The sequence below is a fragment of the Nocardioides sp. S-1144 genome (assembly GCF_005954645.2).
Classification (GTDB): Bacteria; Actinomycetota; Actinomycetes; order Propionibacteriales; family Nocardioidaceae; genus Nocardioides; species Nocardioides dongxiaopingii.
Map to the genome: position 1 here is coordinate 3,509,990 of NZ_CP040695.2, position 17,041 is coordinate 3,527,030.

The 17,041-nt window shown below is 70.2% G+C and carries 14 protein-coding genes; all 14 read right to left on the reverse strand.

The window, feature by feature from the left end:
- Nucleotides 1-72 precede the first annotated feature (72 nt).
- The gene (rpoB, locus tag FE634_RS16485) at nucleotides 73-3,600 is read right to left on the reverse strand and encodes a DNA-directed RNA polymerase subunit beta (RefSeq protein WP_148240783.1); all 3,528 of its coding nucleotides are present in this window, start codon (nucleotides 3,598-3,600) and stop codon (nucleotides 73-75) included.
- Nucleotides 3,601-3,841: 241 nt separating this feature from the next.
- A complete protein-coding gene (locus FE634_RS16490; RefSeq protein WP_138876520.1) occupies nucleotides 3,842-4,735 on the reverse strand; it encodes a J domain-containing protein in 894 nt (297 codons plus the stop codon).
- On the reverse strand, nucleotides 4,732-5,436 hold the full coding sequence (locus FE634_RS16495; RefSeq protein WP_138876521.1) for a hypothetical protein: 705 nt from the start codon (nucleotides 5,434-5,436) through the stop codon (nucleotides 4,732-4,734). Before FE634_RS16495 ends, FE634_RS16490 begins: the two co-directional genes overlap by 4 nt.
- A complete protein-coding gene (locus tag FE634_RS16500) occupies nucleotides 5,433-6,728 on the reverse strand; it encodes an MCE family protein (RefSeq protein WP_148240784.1) in 1,296 nt (431 codons plus the stop codon). Before FE634_RS16500 ends, FE634_RS16495 begins: the two co-directional genes overlap by 4 nt.
- Nucleotides 6,725-8,164: an MCE family protein gene (locus FE634_RS16505; protein WP_222847604.1), complete on the reverse strand. Its 1,440-nt coding sequence runs from the start codon at nucleotides 8,162-8,164 to the stop codon at nucleotides 6,725-6,727. Before FE634_RS16505 ends, FE634_RS16500 begins: the two co-directional genes overlap by 4 nt.
- The gene (locus FE634_RS16510) at nucleotides 8,161-9,354 is read right to left on the reverse strand and encodes an MCE family protein (protein WP_148240785.1); all 1,194 of its coding nucleotides are present in this window, start codon (nucleotides 9,352-9,354) and stop codon (nucleotides 8,161-8,163) included. The genes FE634_RS16505 and FE634_RS16510 overlap by 4 nt, the downstream gene beginning before the upstream one ends.
- Entirely contained in the window at nucleotides 9,351-10,349 is a 999-nt protein-coding gene (locus tag FE634_RS16515) for an MCE family protein (RefSeq protein WP_138876522.1), read from the reverse strand. Before FE634_RS16515 ends, FE634_RS16510 begins: the two co-directional genes overlap by 4 nt.
- Nucleotides 10,346-11,398, reverse strand: a complete 1,053-nt coding sequence (locus FE634_RS16520) for an MCE family protein (RefSeq protein WP_222847605.1) — start codon at nucleotides 11,396-11,398, stop codon at nucleotides 10,346-10,348. The genes FE634_RS16515 and FE634_RS16520 overlap by 4 nt, the downstream gene beginning before the upstream one ends.
- Entirely contained in the window at nucleotides 11,395-12,681 is a 1,287-nt protein-coding gene (locus FE634_RS16525) for an MCE family protein (protein WP_137294358.1), read from the reverse strand. The genes FE634_RS16520 and FE634_RS16525 overlap by 4 nt, the downstream gene beginning before the upstream one ends.
- Nucleotides 12,681-13,517 (reverse strand): MlaE family ABC transporter permease, encoded by an 837-nt coding sequence (locus FE634_RS16530; RefSeq protein ID WP_396954599.1) that lies wholly within the window; start codon nucleotides 13,515-13,517, stop codon nucleotides 12,681-12,683. Before FE634_RS16530 ends, FE634_RS16525 begins: the two co-directional genes overlap by 1 nt.
- On the reverse strand, nucleotides 13,514-14,299 hold the full coding sequence (locus tag FE634_RS16535; protein WP_134766993.1) for an MlaE family ABC transporter permease: 786 nt from the start codon (nucleotides 14,297-14,299) through the stop codon (nucleotides 13,514-13,516). Before FE634_RS16535 ends, FE634_RS16530 begins: the two co-directional genes overlap by 4 nt.
- Nucleotides 14,300-14,303: 4 nt before the next feature.
- Complete coding sequence (locus FE634_RS16540) at nucleotides 14,304-15,257, reverse strand: ABC transporter ATP-binding protein (RefSeq protein ID WP_148240786.1); 954 nt, start codon at nucleotides 15,255-15,257, stop codon at nucleotides 14,304-14,306.
- Nucleotides 15,258-15,484: 227 nt separating this feature from the next.
- Entirely contained in the window at nucleotides 15,485-15,868 is a 384-nt protein-coding gene (rplL, locus tag FE634_RS16545; RefSeq protein ID WP_137294360.1) for a 50S ribosomal protein L7/L12, read from the reverse strand.
- Between the two features lie 78 nt (nucleotides 15,869-15,946).
- On the reverse strand, nucleotides 15,947-16,627 hold the full coding sequence (gene rplJ / locus FE634_RS16550) for a 50S ribosomal protein L10 (protein ID WP_137294361.1): 681 nt from the start codon (nucleotides 16,625-16,627) through the stop codon (nucleotides 15,947-15,949).
- Nucleotides 16,628-17,041: the final 414 nt, after the last annotated feature.

Here is a 17,041-nt window from a genome sequence, read left to right on the forward strand (position 1 = left end):
CTTCGTAGTACTTAAGAAAGAAAAGAATGGGGGGGCGGAGGCCGGCGCCCCTGGTGCAGGGGCGCCGGCGACTCACACCTCTTCGACCGAGCTGGGCTCGCGACGCGACAGGTCGATCCCGAGCTCCTCGGCGGCGCGGAAGACGTCCTCCTCGGCGTCACGGAGCTCGATCTGCGAACCGTCCTGGCTGAGCACCTCGACGTTCAGGCACAGCGACTGCATCTCCTTGACGAGCACCTTGAACGACTCCGGGATGCCCGAGTCGGGGATGTTCTCGCCCTTGACGATCGCCTCGTACACCTTGACGCGACCGGGCACGTCGTCGGACTTGATCGTCAGCAGCTCCTGCAGGGCGTAGGCGGCGCCGTAGGCCTCCATCGCCCAGACCTCCATCTCGCCGAACCGCTGGCCGCCGAACTGGGCCTTACCACCCAGGGGCTGCTGCGTGATCATCGAGTAGGGGCCGGTCGAGCGTGCGTGGATCTTGTCGTCGACGAGGTGGTGCAGCTTCAGGATGTACATGTAGCCCACCGAGACCGGGTCCGCGAACGGCTCGCCGGAGCGGCCGTCGAACAGGTCGGCCTTGCCGGTGCCGTCGATCATCCGGACGCCGTCGCGGTTGGGGATCGTCGAGCCGAGCAGGCCGATGATCTCGTCCTCGCGGGCGCCGTCGAAGACGGGCGTCGCGAGCTTGGTCCCGGCCGCGGCCTTGTCGGCGTGGATCGAGATCAGCCGCTGCTTCCAGTCGGCGTCGCCGGTCTGGTCGCTCAGGTCGAGGTCCCAGCCCTGCTTGGCGAGCCAGCCGAGGTGGAGCTCGAGGATCTGACCGATGTTCATCCTTCGCGGGACACCCAGCGGGTTGAGCACGACGTCGACGGGGGTGCCGTCCTCCATGAACGGCATGTCCTCGATCGGCAGGATCTTGGCGATGACGCCCTTGTTGCCGTGGCGCCCGGCGAGCTTGTCGCCCACCGAGATCTTGCGCTTCTGGGCCACGTAGACGCGGACCAGCTGGTTGACGCCGGGCGGCAGCTCGTCGCCGTCCTCGCGGTCGAAGACCCGGACGCCGATGACGGTGCCGGACTCGCCGTGCGGGACCTTCATCGAGGTGTCGCGCACCTCGCGCGCCTTCTCGCCGAAGATCGCGCGGAGCAGCCGCTCCTCGGGGGTGAGCTCGGTCTCGCCCTTGGGCGTGACCTTGCCGACCAGGATGTCGCCCGTGGTGACCTCGGCGCCGATGCGGATGATGCCGCGCTCGTCGAGGTCGGCCAGCATCTCCTCGGAGACGTTGGGGATGTCGCGGGTGATCTCCTCCGGGCCCAGCTTGGTGTCGCGGGCGTCGACCTCGTGCTCCTCGATGTGGATCGAGGTGAGGACGTCCTCCTGCACCAGGCGCTGGGAGAGGATGATCGCGTCCTCGTAGTTGTGGCCCTGCCACGGCATGAACGCGACCAGCAGGTTCGTGCCCAGCGCCATCTCGGCGTTGTCGGTGCACGGACCGTCGGCGATCGGCGAGCCGACCTCGACCCGGTCGCCCTCGGCGACCAGCGGGCGCTGGTTGATGCAGGTGCCCTGGTTGGAGCGACGGAACTTCGCCAGCTTGTAGGTGGTGTAGGTGCCGTCGTCGTTCATCGTCTCGACGAGGTCGGCGGAGACCTCCTTGACCACACCGGCGTGGTCGGCGACGACCACGTCACCGGCGTCGACGGCGGCGCGGTACTCGATGCCGGTGCCGACCAGGGGCGAGTCGCTGGTGATGAGCGGCACGGCCTGGCGCTGCATGTTGGCGCCCATGAGCGCGCGGTTGGCGTCGTCGTGCTCGAGGAACGGGATCAGGGCGGTCGCGACCGACACCATCTGGCGCGGCGAGACGTCCATGTAGTTGACCTCGGCGGCCAGGATCTCCGAGACCTCGCCGTCGCGCTGGCGGACCAGCACGCGCTCCTCGACGAACCGGCCGTCCTCGTCCAGGATCTGGTTGGCCTGGGCGATGATCTGGCGGTCCTCGTCGTCGGCGGTCAGGTAGTCGATCTGGTCGGTGACCTGGCCGTCGGTGACCTTGCGGTAGGGCGTCTCGACGAAGCCGAACGGGTTGATCCGGCCGTAGGAGGCCAGCGACCCGATCAGGCCGATGTTCGGGCCCTCCGGGGTCTCGATCGGGCACATGCGGCCGTAGTGCGACGGGTGCACGTCGCGGACCTCCATGCCGGCGCGGTCACGGGACAGACCACCGGGGCCGAGCGCGGAGAGGCGACGCTTGTGCGTCAGCCCGGCGATCGGGTTGGTCTGGTCCATGAACTGCGAGAGCTGCGAGGTGCCGAAGAACTCCTTCAGCGCCGCCACGACGGGGCGGATGTTGATCAGCGACTGCGGCGTGATCGCCTCGACGTCCTGGGTCGTCATCCGCTCGCGGACCACGCGCTCCATGCGGGCCAGGCCCGTGCGGAGCTGGTTCTGGATCAGCTCGCCGACCGTGCGCATGCGGCGGTTGCCGAAGTGGTCGATGTCGTCGGGGCCGACCTCGATGGTGCCGCCCGGCGCCTCGGTCTGGTCGGCACCGTCGTGCAGTAGCACGATGTACTTGATGGCGTTGACGACGTCGGAGATCGTCAGCGTCTGCTTGTCGAAGGCCTCGACCAGGCCGAGCTTCTTGTTGATCTTGTAGCGGCCGACCTTCGCGAGGTCGTAGCGCTTGGGGTTGAAGTAGTAGTTCTTCAACAGCGTCAGCGCGGCCTCGCGCGTGGGCCGCTCGCCCGGGCGCAGCTTGCGGTAGATGTCGAGCAGCGCGTCGTCGGGACCCTGGGTGTGGTCCTTCTCCTCGGTGAGCTGGATCGACTCGTACTGGCGCAGGTCGGCCATCACGGCCTCGTAGTCGTACTCCTCGCCGGTGTCCTCGGCGACGGCCTGGAGGGCCTTGAGCAGCACGGTGATGTTCTGCTTGCGCTTGCGGTCGAGACGGACGCCGACCAGGTCGCGCTTGTCGATCTCGAACTCGAGCCAGGCCCCGCGCGAGGGGATCAGGCGCGCGGTGTAGATGTCCTTGTCGGACGTCTTGTCGGCGTTGCGCTCGAAGTACACGCCCGGGCTGCGGACGAGCTGGGAGACGACGACCCGCTCGGTGCCGTTGATGACGAAGGTGCCCTTGGGGGTCATCAGGGGGAAGTCGCCCATGAAGACGGTCTGGCCCTTGATCTCACCGGTGTCGTTGTTGGTGAACTCGGCCGAGACGTAGAGCGGGGCGGAGTAGGTGAAGTCCTTCTCCTTGCACTCGTCGACGGAGTACTTGGGGTCGTAGAAGACCGGGTTCTCGAACGAGAGCGACATCGTCTCGGAGAAGTCCTCGATCGGCGAGATCTCCTCGAAGATCTCGGTCAGACCGGACTTGCGCGAGGTGTCCTCGCCGGCGGCGAGGCGACGCTCGACGACGGCGTCCCAGTTCGCGTTGCCGACGAGCCAGTCGAAGGCGTCGGTCTGCAGGGAGAGGAGCTTGGGAACCTCGAGCGGCTCATCGATCTTCGCGAACGAGATGCGGCGAGGGTTGCCGGTGTTGGGGTGGGCGGTGCTGGTGGAGCGGGTGGCAGAGGTGCTGCGCGCGGCCAAGAGAGATCCTTCGACGTCAGACGCGGTGGAGAGCGCCGGACCACCACAACATCGCCACCAGACAGGCAGATGCGTATTTGAGGGCAGGCGCAAAGCGCCACGATACACGATCGGAGGGCGCGCCACAATACCGGCAGACGCCGTGTCGACGAGCGTGCACCGACTATGACCCGCGGACGGCGCCGGGTCAAGCACCGACGCCGAAGTGCGCCGCCCGGGCGGGTCGCGGCCGGCGCCCGGATCAGGGTGCGTCGGCGCTCTCGCAGGTCCCGCCGGGTGCGGTGATGAGGCAGTCGACGAGCCAGTCGCCGGCGACGTCGACCATCTGCATCGTGACCTGGTCGCGCGAGACGTCGTCGCGCGTGGCGTTGCGCGTGGGCCGGTCGATGAAGAGCAGCACGTCGACCCGGTCGACGCCGGTGCGCACGATCCCCGACGACAGCACCTGGGTCGTCACGACGGTCTGGGTCGAGGTCGCGTTGGGCTCGATCACGCCCTCGAAGAGCCGCGTGTACTCCTCGGCGTAGGCCGAGGTCAGGTAGGGCAGCGCGGCCTGCTGGGTCGCCTCGATCGAGCGGAAGTCGTAGGAGAGCATCGGCACGATCGCGGTCTCGGCGGCGGCGCGGGCGGCCGCGACCTCGCGGGCGTCGGGCAGGTCGCCGCCCGCCGCGGCCGAGGAGTCGGCACCGGCCGGCTCTCCCGCTCCCCCGACGAACGACCACACGGTCGCCACCACGACGAGCAGCGCCAGGACGCCGAGCGCGGCCACGACCAGCAGCGCCGGGCCGGCGCCGCGAGCCTCCTCGTCGGTCGGCTCGTCGGCCTTCTCGTCGGCCTTCTCGTCGGTCGGCTCGATCGGCTCGTCGGTCGGCCCGTCGGGTCCGGCGGTGGCGGGGTCGGCGGCCGGGCCGGCGGCGTCCGCGGGGTCGAGGTCGTCCTCGTCGTCCGCGGCGAGGTCGGCGTCGTGCGCCGCGCGGCGGGCGGGGTCGAGGAGCACCTCCGCGGCGCGGTTGCGCTGGCGGAAGCGCCGGTCGGCGGGGTCGAGGTCGGCGATGGACTCCTTCCACGCCGCGCGGACCTGCTCGGGCGTGGCGTCCGGCTCGATGCCCAGGACGTCGTACCAGCTCGGGGTCACCGTCGTCCCGCCTTCCCGCCGGCCGGGTCACCACCGGTGGACCCGGCGGGCGGCTCGGTCGTCCCGGGGCTCGCCCCGGGGTCCGCCGGCGTCGCCGGCTGCGCCTGGTCCTCGACGCCCTGGACCGGCGTGAAGCTGTCGACCAGCCACTCCCCCTCGGTCCTGACGAGGCTCAGCTGGTAGCGGAACTGGAGCGGCTCGTCCTCGATCCGGCCGTCCTGCTCGGGGTCGGGGTAGGAGCCCGACACCGCCCCGGTCACCAGCACCGAGGCGCGGTCGCCCTCGAGCGACTCCAGGCCGGTGGCGTAGAGCTGGGCGGTGCGGGCGTACCCGGCCTGGGCGACCGACTGCTCGGCCAGGGTCAGGTTGTCCTCGAAGCCCGCCGCCAGCTTGGCCGTCATCAGCTCGCGGACGCCGTCGGCGTAGCCGGGCAGGGCGTTCTGCTCGTCGAGGTCGGAGGGGCCGTAGGTGTTGGTGCGGAGCACGAACTGGTTGGCCCGGCTCATCACCAGCTCGCGGGTCCGGGCGTCGTCGGTGGCGGCGGCCTGCGCGGCCGGCTCCCGGCCGGAGAAGAGCTGCTGGACGCGCTCGCCGGGGCCGCCCTCGGTCTGGGTCGCGAGGCGCACGCCCAGCACGCCGAGGCCGGCGACGACGACCAGCGCGAGCACGAGCGTCAGGAGCCGGAGGCGCCGCGCCGTCACGGCCCGGTCATCGGCTGGAGGTACAACCACTTCCACGACTCCCTTCCGAGTGACGGCGGAGCCACGCTACCGGTGCTGGGGAGCGGGCCGGCACCGTCGCCGGTCCACGTGACCTCGCCGGTCCCCGGGTCGTAGGACGCCACCGTGGGGGCGTCGTACCCGGGCGCCGCGCGCGGCGGGAGGTTCTGGGCGCCCCGGGCGTTGGTGACCGACGCGGGCTCGGTGCAGCGGGCGTCCTCGTTCATCGGCGGGTCCTCGAAGCGGTCCTGCGGGCTGCGCCGGTCGGTGCCCTCGTAGCCGGCCGTGCAGGGCTTGGCGTCGGTGATGACCAGGCCGAAGTGAGCGTCGTACAGCCCGGTGACCGGGTCCTTGGAGGCGACGGTGACCCCGCCCTCGACGATGTAGGGGTAGAGCACCAGCACCTGCTCGATGCCGTCGAGGTGCTCCACCACGATGGAGCCGGTCGTGACCAGGTTGTTGAGCAGGTCGCCGAGCTCGACGCGGTTGTCCTCGATCAGCCCGCGCAGCTGGTTGGCCGCGAAGGACCCCTCGTCGATGACCCGGCGCAGGTCGGGGTCGGCGTCGGCCAGCGTGCCGCTGAACCGGGAGAGCTGCCGGGCGAAGGTGCGCAGGGAGCTCTCCGAGAACACCTGGGTCGACAGCACCGTGTTGCTGTCCTCGATCAGCCGGGTGGTGATGTCGAAGTTCTCGTTGGCGGCGTCGATGAACGAGGTGCCGGTGTCGATGATCTTCTGCAGGTCCGGCCCGGAGTCCTCGAAGGCGTCGCCGAGCTCGGTCACCGTGGTGCGCAGCGCCTCGCGGTCGACGGAGCCGACCGTCGTCGCGAGGTCGGCCAGCAGCGTCTCGGTGGCGATCGGCGTGCGGGTGTTGGTGTTGGCGATCTCCGCGCCCTCCTCGAGGACGGCGACGCCGTCGCCCGGGTCGACCTGGGGCTGGAGCTCGACGTACTGCTCCCCGACCGCGGACCGGTTGCCGACCAGCGCGACGGCGTCGGCGGGGATGTCGTCGTGCTCGTCGTCGATCTCGAGGACGACGTCGACCCCCTCCTCGGTCAGCTCGAGCCGGTCGACGGTGCCCACGCCCACGCCGCGGTAGGTGACCTCGGCCCCGGCGAAGATGCCGCCGGCCTCGGAGAAGTGGGCGGTCACGGCGTAGGCGTCGTCGCGCACCACCTTGTCGAGGCGGGCGTAGCGCGCGCCGACGTAGGTGACGCCGACCAGGGTGATGATCACGAAGACCACCAGCTGGGCCTTGGTGCGACGGGTGATCATCGCGTCACCATCCCGGGTGTCAGCAGGGTCACGAGGGCCGGGTCGTAGTACTCCGACAGCTCGCCGAGGGTGGTCCGCCGCGTCCGGTCGGGGCCGCCGGGCGCCGGGCGGGGGTTGAGCAGGCCGTCGAGGATGTCGCCGAGGTCGGGCACCTCGGGCAGCGGCGGCAGTCCGGGGACGCCGGGCAGGCCCGGGGTGCCCTCGCCGCCGCCGGTGACGCCGCCGAGGATGCCGCACAGCACCGGGAGCGTCACGTTGGCGCACACCGCCTGGATGACGCCGGCGGGCAGGTCGCGGCACTCGCGCAGCGACGGTGCGTTGAGGCACTCCGCGATCGCGTCCTGGGCGTCCTGGCACAGCCCGTCGAGGTCGATCTGCACCAGCGGCAGGTCGTCGGGGACCGAGCTCAGCGGGTCGCACGGGATGCCGGGGAGGTCGGGCAGGTCGGTGAGGTCGAGGTCGAGCTGCACCGACAGGTTCACGTAGTCGCCCATGTGCAGGTTCCGGGCGACCTGCGGGTCGCGGCCGACGACCTCGTCGACGAAGGGGTAGGTCAGGATCGCGTTGAACGAGTTCACGAGGTCGTCGCCGGAGTTCGCGAGCTGCTCCAGCACCGGGTCGAGCAGCCGCAGCGCCGTGACCGTGTCGTCCTTTGACCGGTTGATGACGCGGACGCCGACGTCGCCGAGCCGCTCGAGCGCGGTGAGCATCCGGACCAGGTCGCCGCGCTGCCGGTCGATCGAGAGCAGGGCGCTGGGCAGCTCGTCGAGGGCGTTGTCGATGCTCGGCTGTTGCCGGCGCACCTCGACGGAGAGCTCGTTGAGCGAGGTGATCGCAGCGACGATGTCGGTCTTGTTCGCGTCGAGCTGGGCCATCAGGTCGGCCACCTGGGTGAGCACCGAGCGGAAGGAGCCCTCCCGGCCCTCGAGGGCGTCGTTGACCTCGGTGGAGATCGTGCGGAGCTTCTCGAGGCCGCCGCCGTTGAGGACCAGGCTGAGGGCGCCGAGGACCTCCTCGACCTCGGGGTTGTTGCCGCTGCGCTCGAGCGGGATGACGGCGCCGTCGGCCAGCCGGCCCCGCCCGCCGCCCGCGGGGGCGGCCAGCGAGACGAACTTCTCGCCGAGCAGGCTGGTCTGGCGGATCGAGGCGACGGCGTCCGCGGGCAGCTGGGTGTCGTTGCGGAGCAGCAGGGTCACCTCGGCGTGGTAGCCCTCCAGCTCCACCGCCGTCACCCGGCCGACGGCGACGTCGTTGACCCGCACGTTCGACTGGGGCACGAGGTCGAGCACGTCCTCGAACTCGACGGTGACCGTGAGGGGGTCCTCCCCCACGTCGGTGCCACCGGGGAGCGGCAGGTCGTAGACGTCGAAGTCGCAGCCCGACAGCACGACGCTGCCCAGCAGCAGCGCGACCAGGGTGCGCACGAGGCGGTTCACCGCTGGCCCCCCGAGGTGGACGTGGTGGTGGCGGGGCCGGTCGCGCCGCTCGGCACGAAGCCGCCGAGCGTCGGGTCCGACGGGTTCTCGTACAGCGAGCCGGTGCCGGGCCCGAAGGTCGCGGCCCGCGGGAGCGGGAGCGTCTGGATCAGGTCGCACACCTTGCCGTCGTCGTCGTTGGCGCTCACCAGGGCGCACAGCACGGCGGCCGGGTCGGAGGTGATCTCGTTGACCAGGTTGGAGATGTTGGCGTTCGTGTCGAGGGTGCCGGTGTCGGGGTTGTAGGTCAGCTGGAGGTTGTTGAGCGCCAGGGGCGCGATGCGCAGGGTCTCGTCGAGGGCCTTGCGCTGCTTGACCAGGACCTTGGCGACGCGGTTGAGGCCGGTGATGTCCTCGCTGAGGATCTCGCGGTTCTCCCGGACGAAGCCGGAGACCTGGTCGAGGGCGATCCCGAGGTTCCTCAGCGACCCGGCCAGCTCCTCGCGCTCGCCGGCGAGCAGCGTGGAGACCCGGCCGAGGGAGTCGTTGAAGTCGCGCACCGTCGTGTCGTTGTCGGCGAGCGTGGTGATGAACTTCTGCAGCTCCGCGGCCGCGCCGAAGAGCTCCTCCTTGTTGTCGTCGAGGGTCTCGCTGAGCCGGCCGACGTCCTTGACGGTCTGGTTGAACTGCTCGCCCTGGCCGCCGAAGTTGTCGGCGGTGACCTGGAGCAGGTCGGTGAGCGCGCCGTCGGCGTTCGCGCCGTTCGGACCGAGGGCGACGGTGAGCCGGTCGAGGCTGGAGTAGATCTCGTCGAGCTCGAGCGGCACCTGGCTGAGCGCCTCGAGCTCGGCGCCGTCGGCCATCTCGGCGCCCCCCGTGTAGGCCGGCGTGAGCTGCACGTAGCGGTCGCCGACGATCGCCGGGGAGACGAGGACGGCCTTCGCGTCCCTCGGCAGCTGCACCTCCGGGTCGTAGGTCATCACGACCTTCACCCGGGTGCCCTCCGGGGTGATCGACTCGACCTTCCCGACCGGCACGCCCAGCACCCGGACGTCGCTGCCCTCGTAGAGCGAGACGGTGCGCGGGAACCAGGCGGTGACCGTCTTGTCCTCCTCGCCGTCCTGGAACAGCGTCAGGCCGGCCGCGACCACGAGCATCAGCAGCACGAGCGGGACGACGGCGCGTCGCAGGCTCAGGGGTCCGTCACTCATCCGCCCAGCCCTCCGTTCGGGATGTTGGGGATCGGGGGCAGGTTCTGGATGTAGGTGTCGAACCACGGCCCGGTGCCCAGGGTGTTGGCGAAGACGCGGTAGAAGGGCGCCATCAGCCGCAGGCTGTTGTCGAGGTTGTCCTCGTTCTTGGTGATCACGTCGAGGACGCTGTCGAGCTGCTCGAGCGCCGGCTTGAGGTCGGTGCGGCTCTGCCGCACCAGGCGGGTCAGCTCCGTCGAGAGCGTCCGGGTCCCGACGAGCAGGTCGTGCAGCTGCTGGCGGCGCTGCAGGAGCGCCTCGAACAGGGTGTCGGCGTCCTCCATGAGCGCGACGATGTCCTCGTCGCGGTCGTCGAGCACGGTCGAGACCCGCTTCAGGTTCTGCAGCAGCGAGTTCAGCTCGTCGTCGCGGTCGGCGAGGTTCGAGGAGAGCCGGGACAGCCCGTCGAGGGCTCCGCGGAACTCCTCCGGGGTGTTGCGGGTCAGGTCGGCCAGCACCGAGAGGGACTCGGCGAGCTGGTCGGTGTCGATGCCGGGGTCGCTCTCGCCGTCCCCGATGGTGTCGGCCAGCCCCTCGAAGGCCTTGGTGACCGAGAACGGCTCGCTGGTGCGCTCGACCGGGATCACCGAGTCGGCCTCGAGCTGGTCGTCGCCGGCGGGGTCGAGGGAGAGGTACATCGACCCCAGGAGGGTCTTGACCTGGATCGAGGCGCCGGTCTCGGTGCCGAACTCGGCGTCGGTGTCGACGCGGAAGGTCACCTTGACCTTCCCCTCGGCCAGCGCGATCTCCTCGACCTTGCCGACCCGGACCCCGGCCAGGCGGACCTCGTCGTTGGCCTTGAGGCCGCCGGCGTCCTCGAACAGGGCGTGGTAGGTGTCGCCGCCCCCGATGAGCGGGAGGTCCTGGGCACGGAACGCGGCCAGGAGCAGCAGCACGATCACCATGAGGCTGGCGGCGCCGATGACGACGGGGTTGCGGTCGCGGAAGGGCTTCATCCGAGGTCACACCTCTCGGCGCCGAGCTGCACGTTCACCGGCGGCAGGTCGAGACCGGGCAGCCGGACCCGGCCCTTGAAGTCGCACAGGTAGAAGTTGAACCAGGAGCCGTAGATGGCGGTCCGCCCGATCTTCTCGAGCTTGATCGGCAGCACCTGGAGCGCCCGGTCGAGCTCGGCCTTGTTGTCGTCGATGTTCTTGGTGAGCCGGCGCAGCTCCTTGATGTCCTCGACGAACGGCGGGCGCACCCCCTGGACGAGGTCGGCGGTGGCGGTGGTGAGCTCGGTGATGCCCTCGAAGGAGTCCAGGATGGCGCGGCGGTCGCTCTTGAGGCCGGCGACGAGGGTGCGGAAGTTCTCGATCAGCGCCGACAGCTGGGTGTCGCGGTCGGCGATGTGGTCCAGGACGTAGTCGAGGTTCTCGAGGAGCTGGCCGATGACGGCGTCCCGGTCGGCGAGGGTCGAGGTGACCGAGGCGGTGCTCTGGAGCAGCCCCTCGAGCGTGCCGCCCTCGCCCTGGAAGACCTGGATGACCTCGAAGGACAGCTTGTTGACGTCGTCGGGCGAGAGGGCCTGGAAGAGCGGCTTGAAGCCGTTGAACAGCTGGGTGAGGTCGAGGGCCTCGTCGGTGCGCGAGGCCGGGATCGTGGCGCCGGCGTCGAGGACGCCGGCGTCGCCGATGCCCTGGCTCAGCGAGACGTAGCGCTGGCCGACGAGGTTGCGGAAGCGGATCGCCGCGAACGTCGACTCGGTCAGCTCGGTGCCCTCCTCGACGGTGAAGCTGACCTGGGCCATCTTGTCGGGCCCGCCCCTGGTTCCGTCGACGATCTCGATGTCCTTGACGGTGCCGACCCTCACCCCGGCGATCCGGACGTCGTCGCCCTCGACCACGCCGGTGACGTCCTCGAAGACCGCCTTGTAGTCGCGCGAGCCCTGGAAGCTGATGTTGCCGATGACGATGACCAGCAGGCCGGTCGCCATGATCGTGACGAGCATGAAGATGCCGAGCTTGATGGTGGCCGAGAGCGTCTTGGCGTCGAGGATCCTCACTGGAGCGACACCGCCGCCCCACGGGCCATCGGGCTCATCAGCAGCGGCCCGAGGTCGCCGACCTCGTCGGCGGTGACGCCGAGACCGGGCGCGAGCAGGTCGCGGTAGAGCGCGTACTCCCCTGCGCTGCCCTGGAACCCGGTGCCGTCCCGCAGGAGGTACGGCGTCCCGACGCGGGTGGTGCCCTTGCCGGTGGGCCGGTCGACGCCGTCGTCGAAGTCGGGGATCCGCTTGACGGGGTTGGCCTGGTCCCACGGCGGGTCGGGGAGGTTGAGGCAGGTCGGGCCACCGCTCACCGAGACGCGGGGCCGGTCGTCGACGTCGTACGTGCGGGGCTGGCGCGGCAGCGTCTCCAGCACGATGTGCAGCTTGAAGTTGCGGAACGCCTCGGCCTGGCCGGCGCCGGCCCGCACGATGCCGCCGGTCAGGCACGGGAACTCGGTGGAGTAGCGGGCCAGGAGCCGCAGCTGGGCCACCCCGAGCTCACCGAGCCGGACGATGTTCTCCTCGTTGTCGGCCAGGAACGTGCGGGCGCTGTCGGAGAAGCCGGCGACGTCGACGAAGAGGGCGTTGAGCTTCTTCTCGCGGTCCTCCAGGGTGCCGGTGGTGACCACGGTGTTGTCGAGGGTCTCGGCGACCTCGGGCAGGATCTGGGTGTAGATGTCGGCGACGTCGGAGGTCAGCCGGAGGTCCTCGACCAGCTCGGGGATGCGCGGGTTGAGCCGCTGCAGGTAGCCGTCGAGGATCTCGACGCTCTCGCCGATCTGCTCGCCCCGGCCCTCCAGGGCGGTCGCCAGCGCCGTCAGGGTCGTGTTGATCTCGGCCGGCTGCACCGTCTCGAGCAGCGGCAGCAGGTCGTTGAGCACCGCCTCGACCTCGGTGGACACCACGGTCCGGGAGATCGTGTCGCCCTCGGCGAGGACGCCGTCGGCCCGCTCGGGGATGACGAGCGAGACGTACTTCTCGCCGAACAGCGTCTTGGGGACGATCGAGCCGGTGACGTTCGCCGGGATCATGTCGATCTTGTCGGGGTAGATGCCGAGGGTGACCGAGGCCCCGTCGGCGTCGGCCTCGTAGTCGAGGACCTCGCCGACCAGGACGCCGCGCAGCTTGATGTCGGCGCGCTTGGGCAGCTGGAGCCCGATCGAGGTGGTCTGGAGCCGCACCTCGTCGTACTGGACGAACTTCTTGGTGAAGATCGCGAACGTCAGGTAGACGCTGGCCAGCAGCAGCGCCAGGAAGACGATGCCGAGCACGCGGGGCCGGGAGAGCGCGGAGGTCATCAGCCCGCCAGCCTGACCGTGGTGGTGGTGCCCCAGATCGCCATCGACAGGAACAGGTCGATGACGTTGACCGCGACGATGCTCGAGCGCACCGCGCGACCCACCGCGACCCCGACGCCGGCGGGCCCGCCGGAGGCGTTGTAGCCGTAGTAGCAGTGGATCAGGATGACCACGACGGCGAAGACCAGCACCTTCCCGAAGGACCAGAGCACGTCCCCGGGTGGGAGGAACTGGTTGAAGTAGTGGTCGTAGGTGCCGGTGCTCTGCCCGTAGAACTGCGTCACGACCAGCCGGCTCGCGACGTAGGAGGAGAGCAGCCCCACGACGTAGAGCGGGATGATCGCGATCAGGCCGCCGATGATGCGGGTCGTCACGAGGAACGGCATCGACGGGATCGCCATCACCTCGAGGGCGTCGACCTCCTCCGAGATCCGCATCGCGCCCAGCTGGGCGGTGAAGCCGCAGCCGACGGTGGCGGCGAGCGCGATGCCGGAGACGAGCGGGGCGATCTCGCGGGTGTTGAAGTAGGCCGAGACGAAGCCGGAGAACGCCGCCGTGCCGAGCTGGTTGAGCGCGGCGTACCCGGACAGGCCGACCTGGGCGCCGGTGAAGAACGTCATCCCGAGGATCACCCCGACGGTGCCGCCGATGACCGCGAGCGAGCCCGAGCCGAGGGTGACCTCGGCCAGGATCCGCATGATCTCCCGGGGGTAGCGCGCGATCGTCCTCGGCACCGCGCCGAGCGCGCGCAGGTAGAAGCCGAGCTGGCCCCCGAGGTCGTCGAGGGCGCTGACCGGCTTCCGGTAGACCGACCTCAGGTTCGGCACCGCGCTCACCCGGCCTTCGGTGGGACGAGCTGGAGGTAGATGGTGCTCATCACGAAGTTCACGACGAAGAGCAGCAGGAAGGTGATGACGACCGACTCGTTGACGGCGTCGCCGACCCCCTTGGGGCCACCGCCGGCGTTCATCCCCTTGTAGGAGGCGACGATCGCGGCGAGGAGGCCGAAGACCGCCGCCTTGAGCAGGCCGACGTAGAGGTCGGGCAGCTGCGCCAGGGCGGTGAAGCTGGCGATGTAGGCGCCAGGCGTGCCGTCCTGGAGGATCACGTTGAAGACGTAGCCGCCGGAGACGCCGACCACGCTGACCAGCCCGTTGAGGAAGACCGCGACGAGGATGCAGGCCAGCACCCGCGGGACGACGAGCCGCTGGATCGGGTCGATCCCGAGCACCATCATGGCGTCGAGCTCCTCGCGGATCTTGCGGGCGCCGAGGTCGGCGGCGATCGCGGAGCCGCCGGCGCCGGCGATGAGCAGCGCCGTCCCGATGGGTGCGGCCTGCTGGATGACGGCCAGCACCGAGGCCGAGCCGGTGAACGACTGGGCGCCGAACTGCTTGATGAGGCCGCCGACCTGCAGCGCGATGACGGCGCCGAACGGGATCGCGACGAGCGCGGTCGGGATGATGGTGACCGAGGCGATGAACCAGGCCTGCTGCAGGAACTCCCGCAGCTGGAAGGGTCGCCGGAAGAGCCCGCGCAGGACGTCGAGCGCGAACGCGAACAGGCCCCCCGCGGCCCCGAGGGGCGCGAGGACGCGCGAGGACGTCAGGGAGGACACCTGCTCAGGCCCCGGTCGCCCACGTGACGTCGTCGTCGAAGGACCCCGGCGGCGGCGTCACGCCGTTCTCGCGGCACCAGGCACCGGGCTCGCGCTGGCTGCGACGCGGGATCCCGTTCGACGGCTCGAGCTGCGGCGGGATGGGCGGCAGCGGCGGCAGCTCCTGGCCCGACTCGGCGGCGAGCTCGTCGGCGTCCTTCTCCTCCGACATGCCGATCGGGCCGACCCGCTGGGCGTTGAGGAACTGGCGCACCACCGGCTCCTCGGAGCTGAGCAGCATCTCCCGCGGCCCGAACATCGCCAGGTGGCGGTGGTAGAGCAGGCCGATGTTGTCGGGCACGGTGCGCGCGGTGTTGATGTCGTGGGTGACGATGAGGAACGTCGCGTCGATCTGGGCGTTGAGGTCGATGATCAGCTGGTTGAGGAACGCCGTGCGCACCGGGTCCAGGCCGGAGTCGGGCTCGTCGAAGAGCACGATCTCGGGGTCGAGCACCAGGGCGCGGGCCAGCCCGGCGCGCTTGCGCATGCCGCCGGAGATCTCGCCGGGCAGCTTGTCCTCGGCCCCGAGCAGGCCGACCAGGTCCATCTTCTCCATCACGACTTCGCGGACCTCGGACTCCGACTTCCTCGTGTGCTCGCGCAACGGGAAGGCGACGTTGTCGTAGAGGTTCATGGAGCCGAACATCGCCCCGTCCTGGAACAGCACGCCGAAGAGCTTGCGGATCTCGTAGAGCTCCTTCTCGCGGCAGGAGGCGAGGTCGGTGCCCTCGATGACCACCGCGCCGCTGTCGGGCTTGAGCAGGCCGATGATCGTCTTGAGCAGGACCGACTTGCCGGTGCCGGACGGGCCGAGCATCACGCTGATCTCGCCGGCGGGGACGGTCAGGGACACGTCGCCCCAGATCATCTGCTTGCCGAACGACTTCGTGAGGTTCTCGATCCTGATCTCGACACCCATGCGTGCTCCTCCCCTCCTCGGACCCGGCGGCCACGGGGCTGCTACCCGGGGACACTCACCGGTAACAACGGTGCGGACGCGGCGAGGTTACGCGGGAATGTGCGCGACGTCACGTCGCACTCGCGGGGTGGCGAAAAGCAGCGAGGCGGCCACCCCCGGTGGGGGTGACCGCCTCACGGTCGGCAGGTGGTGCTCAGGACCTCGTCCCGCTCACCGACCCGCCCGGGTCACTTGAGGGTGACGGTGGCGCCGGCGGCCTCGAGGGCCTCCTTCGCCTTGTCGGCCGCAGCCTTGTCGACCTTCTCCAGGACCGCCTTGGGGGCGGCCTCGACCAGCTCCTTGGCCTCCTTCAGGCCGAGCGAGGTGAGGGCGCGCACCTCCTTGATGACGTTGATCTTCTTCTCGCCGGCAGCCTCGAGGACGACGTCGAACTCGTCCTGAGCGGCCTCGGCCTCGGCCGGGGCAGCGGCGCCGGGCGCAGCGGCCACGGCGACGGGAGCGGCGGCGGTGACGCCGAAGGTCTCCTCGAACTGCTTCACGAACTCGGAGAGCTCGATGAGGGTCATCTCCTTGAAGGCGTCAAGGAGCTCGTCGGTGCTGAGCTTCGCCATGGTGGCGTTCCTTCCATTCGGTGGCCCCGCCGCGGACGCGGGTCGGGACCGGGTTTCAGGTGGTGGGTACGCCTGGGATCAGGCGTCGGTGGCCTCGGCGTCGGGAGCAGCGGCCTCGGTCGCCTCCGCGGCGGGAGCGTCGTCGGACGCCTCCTCCGCGGGGGTCTCCTCGGCAGCGGCCTCCTCGGCCGGGACCTCCTCGGCGGCGGCGGGCGTGCCCGCACCACCTGCGAGGATCGAGGGGTCCTCCTCGGCCTTGGCCTGCAGCGCACCCGCGAGACGGGCGGCCTGGGCGATCGGCGCGTTGAGGAGGTAGACGGCCTGGGACAGCGAGGCGAGCATGGCGCCCGCCATCTTGCCCAGGAGCACCTCGCGCGACTCGAGATCGGCCAGCTTGGCGATCTCCTTCGCGTCGAGGATGTTGCCGTCCAGGACTCCACCCTTGATGACAAGGGCGGGGTTGGCCTTGGCAAAGTCACGCAGACCCTTGGCCGCCTCGACCACGTCGCCGTTGATGAAGGCGATAGCGGTCGGGCCGGTCAGCAGGTCGTCGAAGCCGGAGATGCCCACCTGGTTGGCGGCAATCTTGGCCAGCGTGTTCTTGACCACGGCATAGCTGGCGTTCTCACCGAGGGAGCGGCGAAGGTTCTGCAGCTCCTTGACGGTGAGACCGCGGTACTCGGTCAGCACGGCACCGTCGGAGGCGTTGAAGGACTCAACGATCTCCGCGACGGCGGCGTTCCTGTCTGCCCGCGCCATGGGTCTCCTTCCGGACTGGGAGACCGCCCCCGGCACCACCTGGGAACGACGAACGCCCCGAGCGCGGGGCTCAGGGCGTGAGGCTCCGTGTGGAGCCGGACTCTGAATCCTGCGCGGGCCGTCCGCATCCCTGCGGCACCTTCGGTCGGACTGCATGCACAGCCCGACAACCGGCGGTCTCTGGTTTCGGGTGGAACTCTACGGGCGGCTGGGCCGACGGGCCAAATCCGTGGGGCCCGGCCCCGCCGGGATTTCCCCGGTCGACCGGGGAAGTCTGAACTTGTCGGCCAAAACCCAGGCCCCCCAGTTCAGGTTTTGCCCGCCCAGTGGGTCGGATGGGTCGACCACGCCGACGTGACGGACGTGCCGCTGTTGATCCAAGCTGCCGCTCCGGGGCCGGCCCCGCCCGGCCGG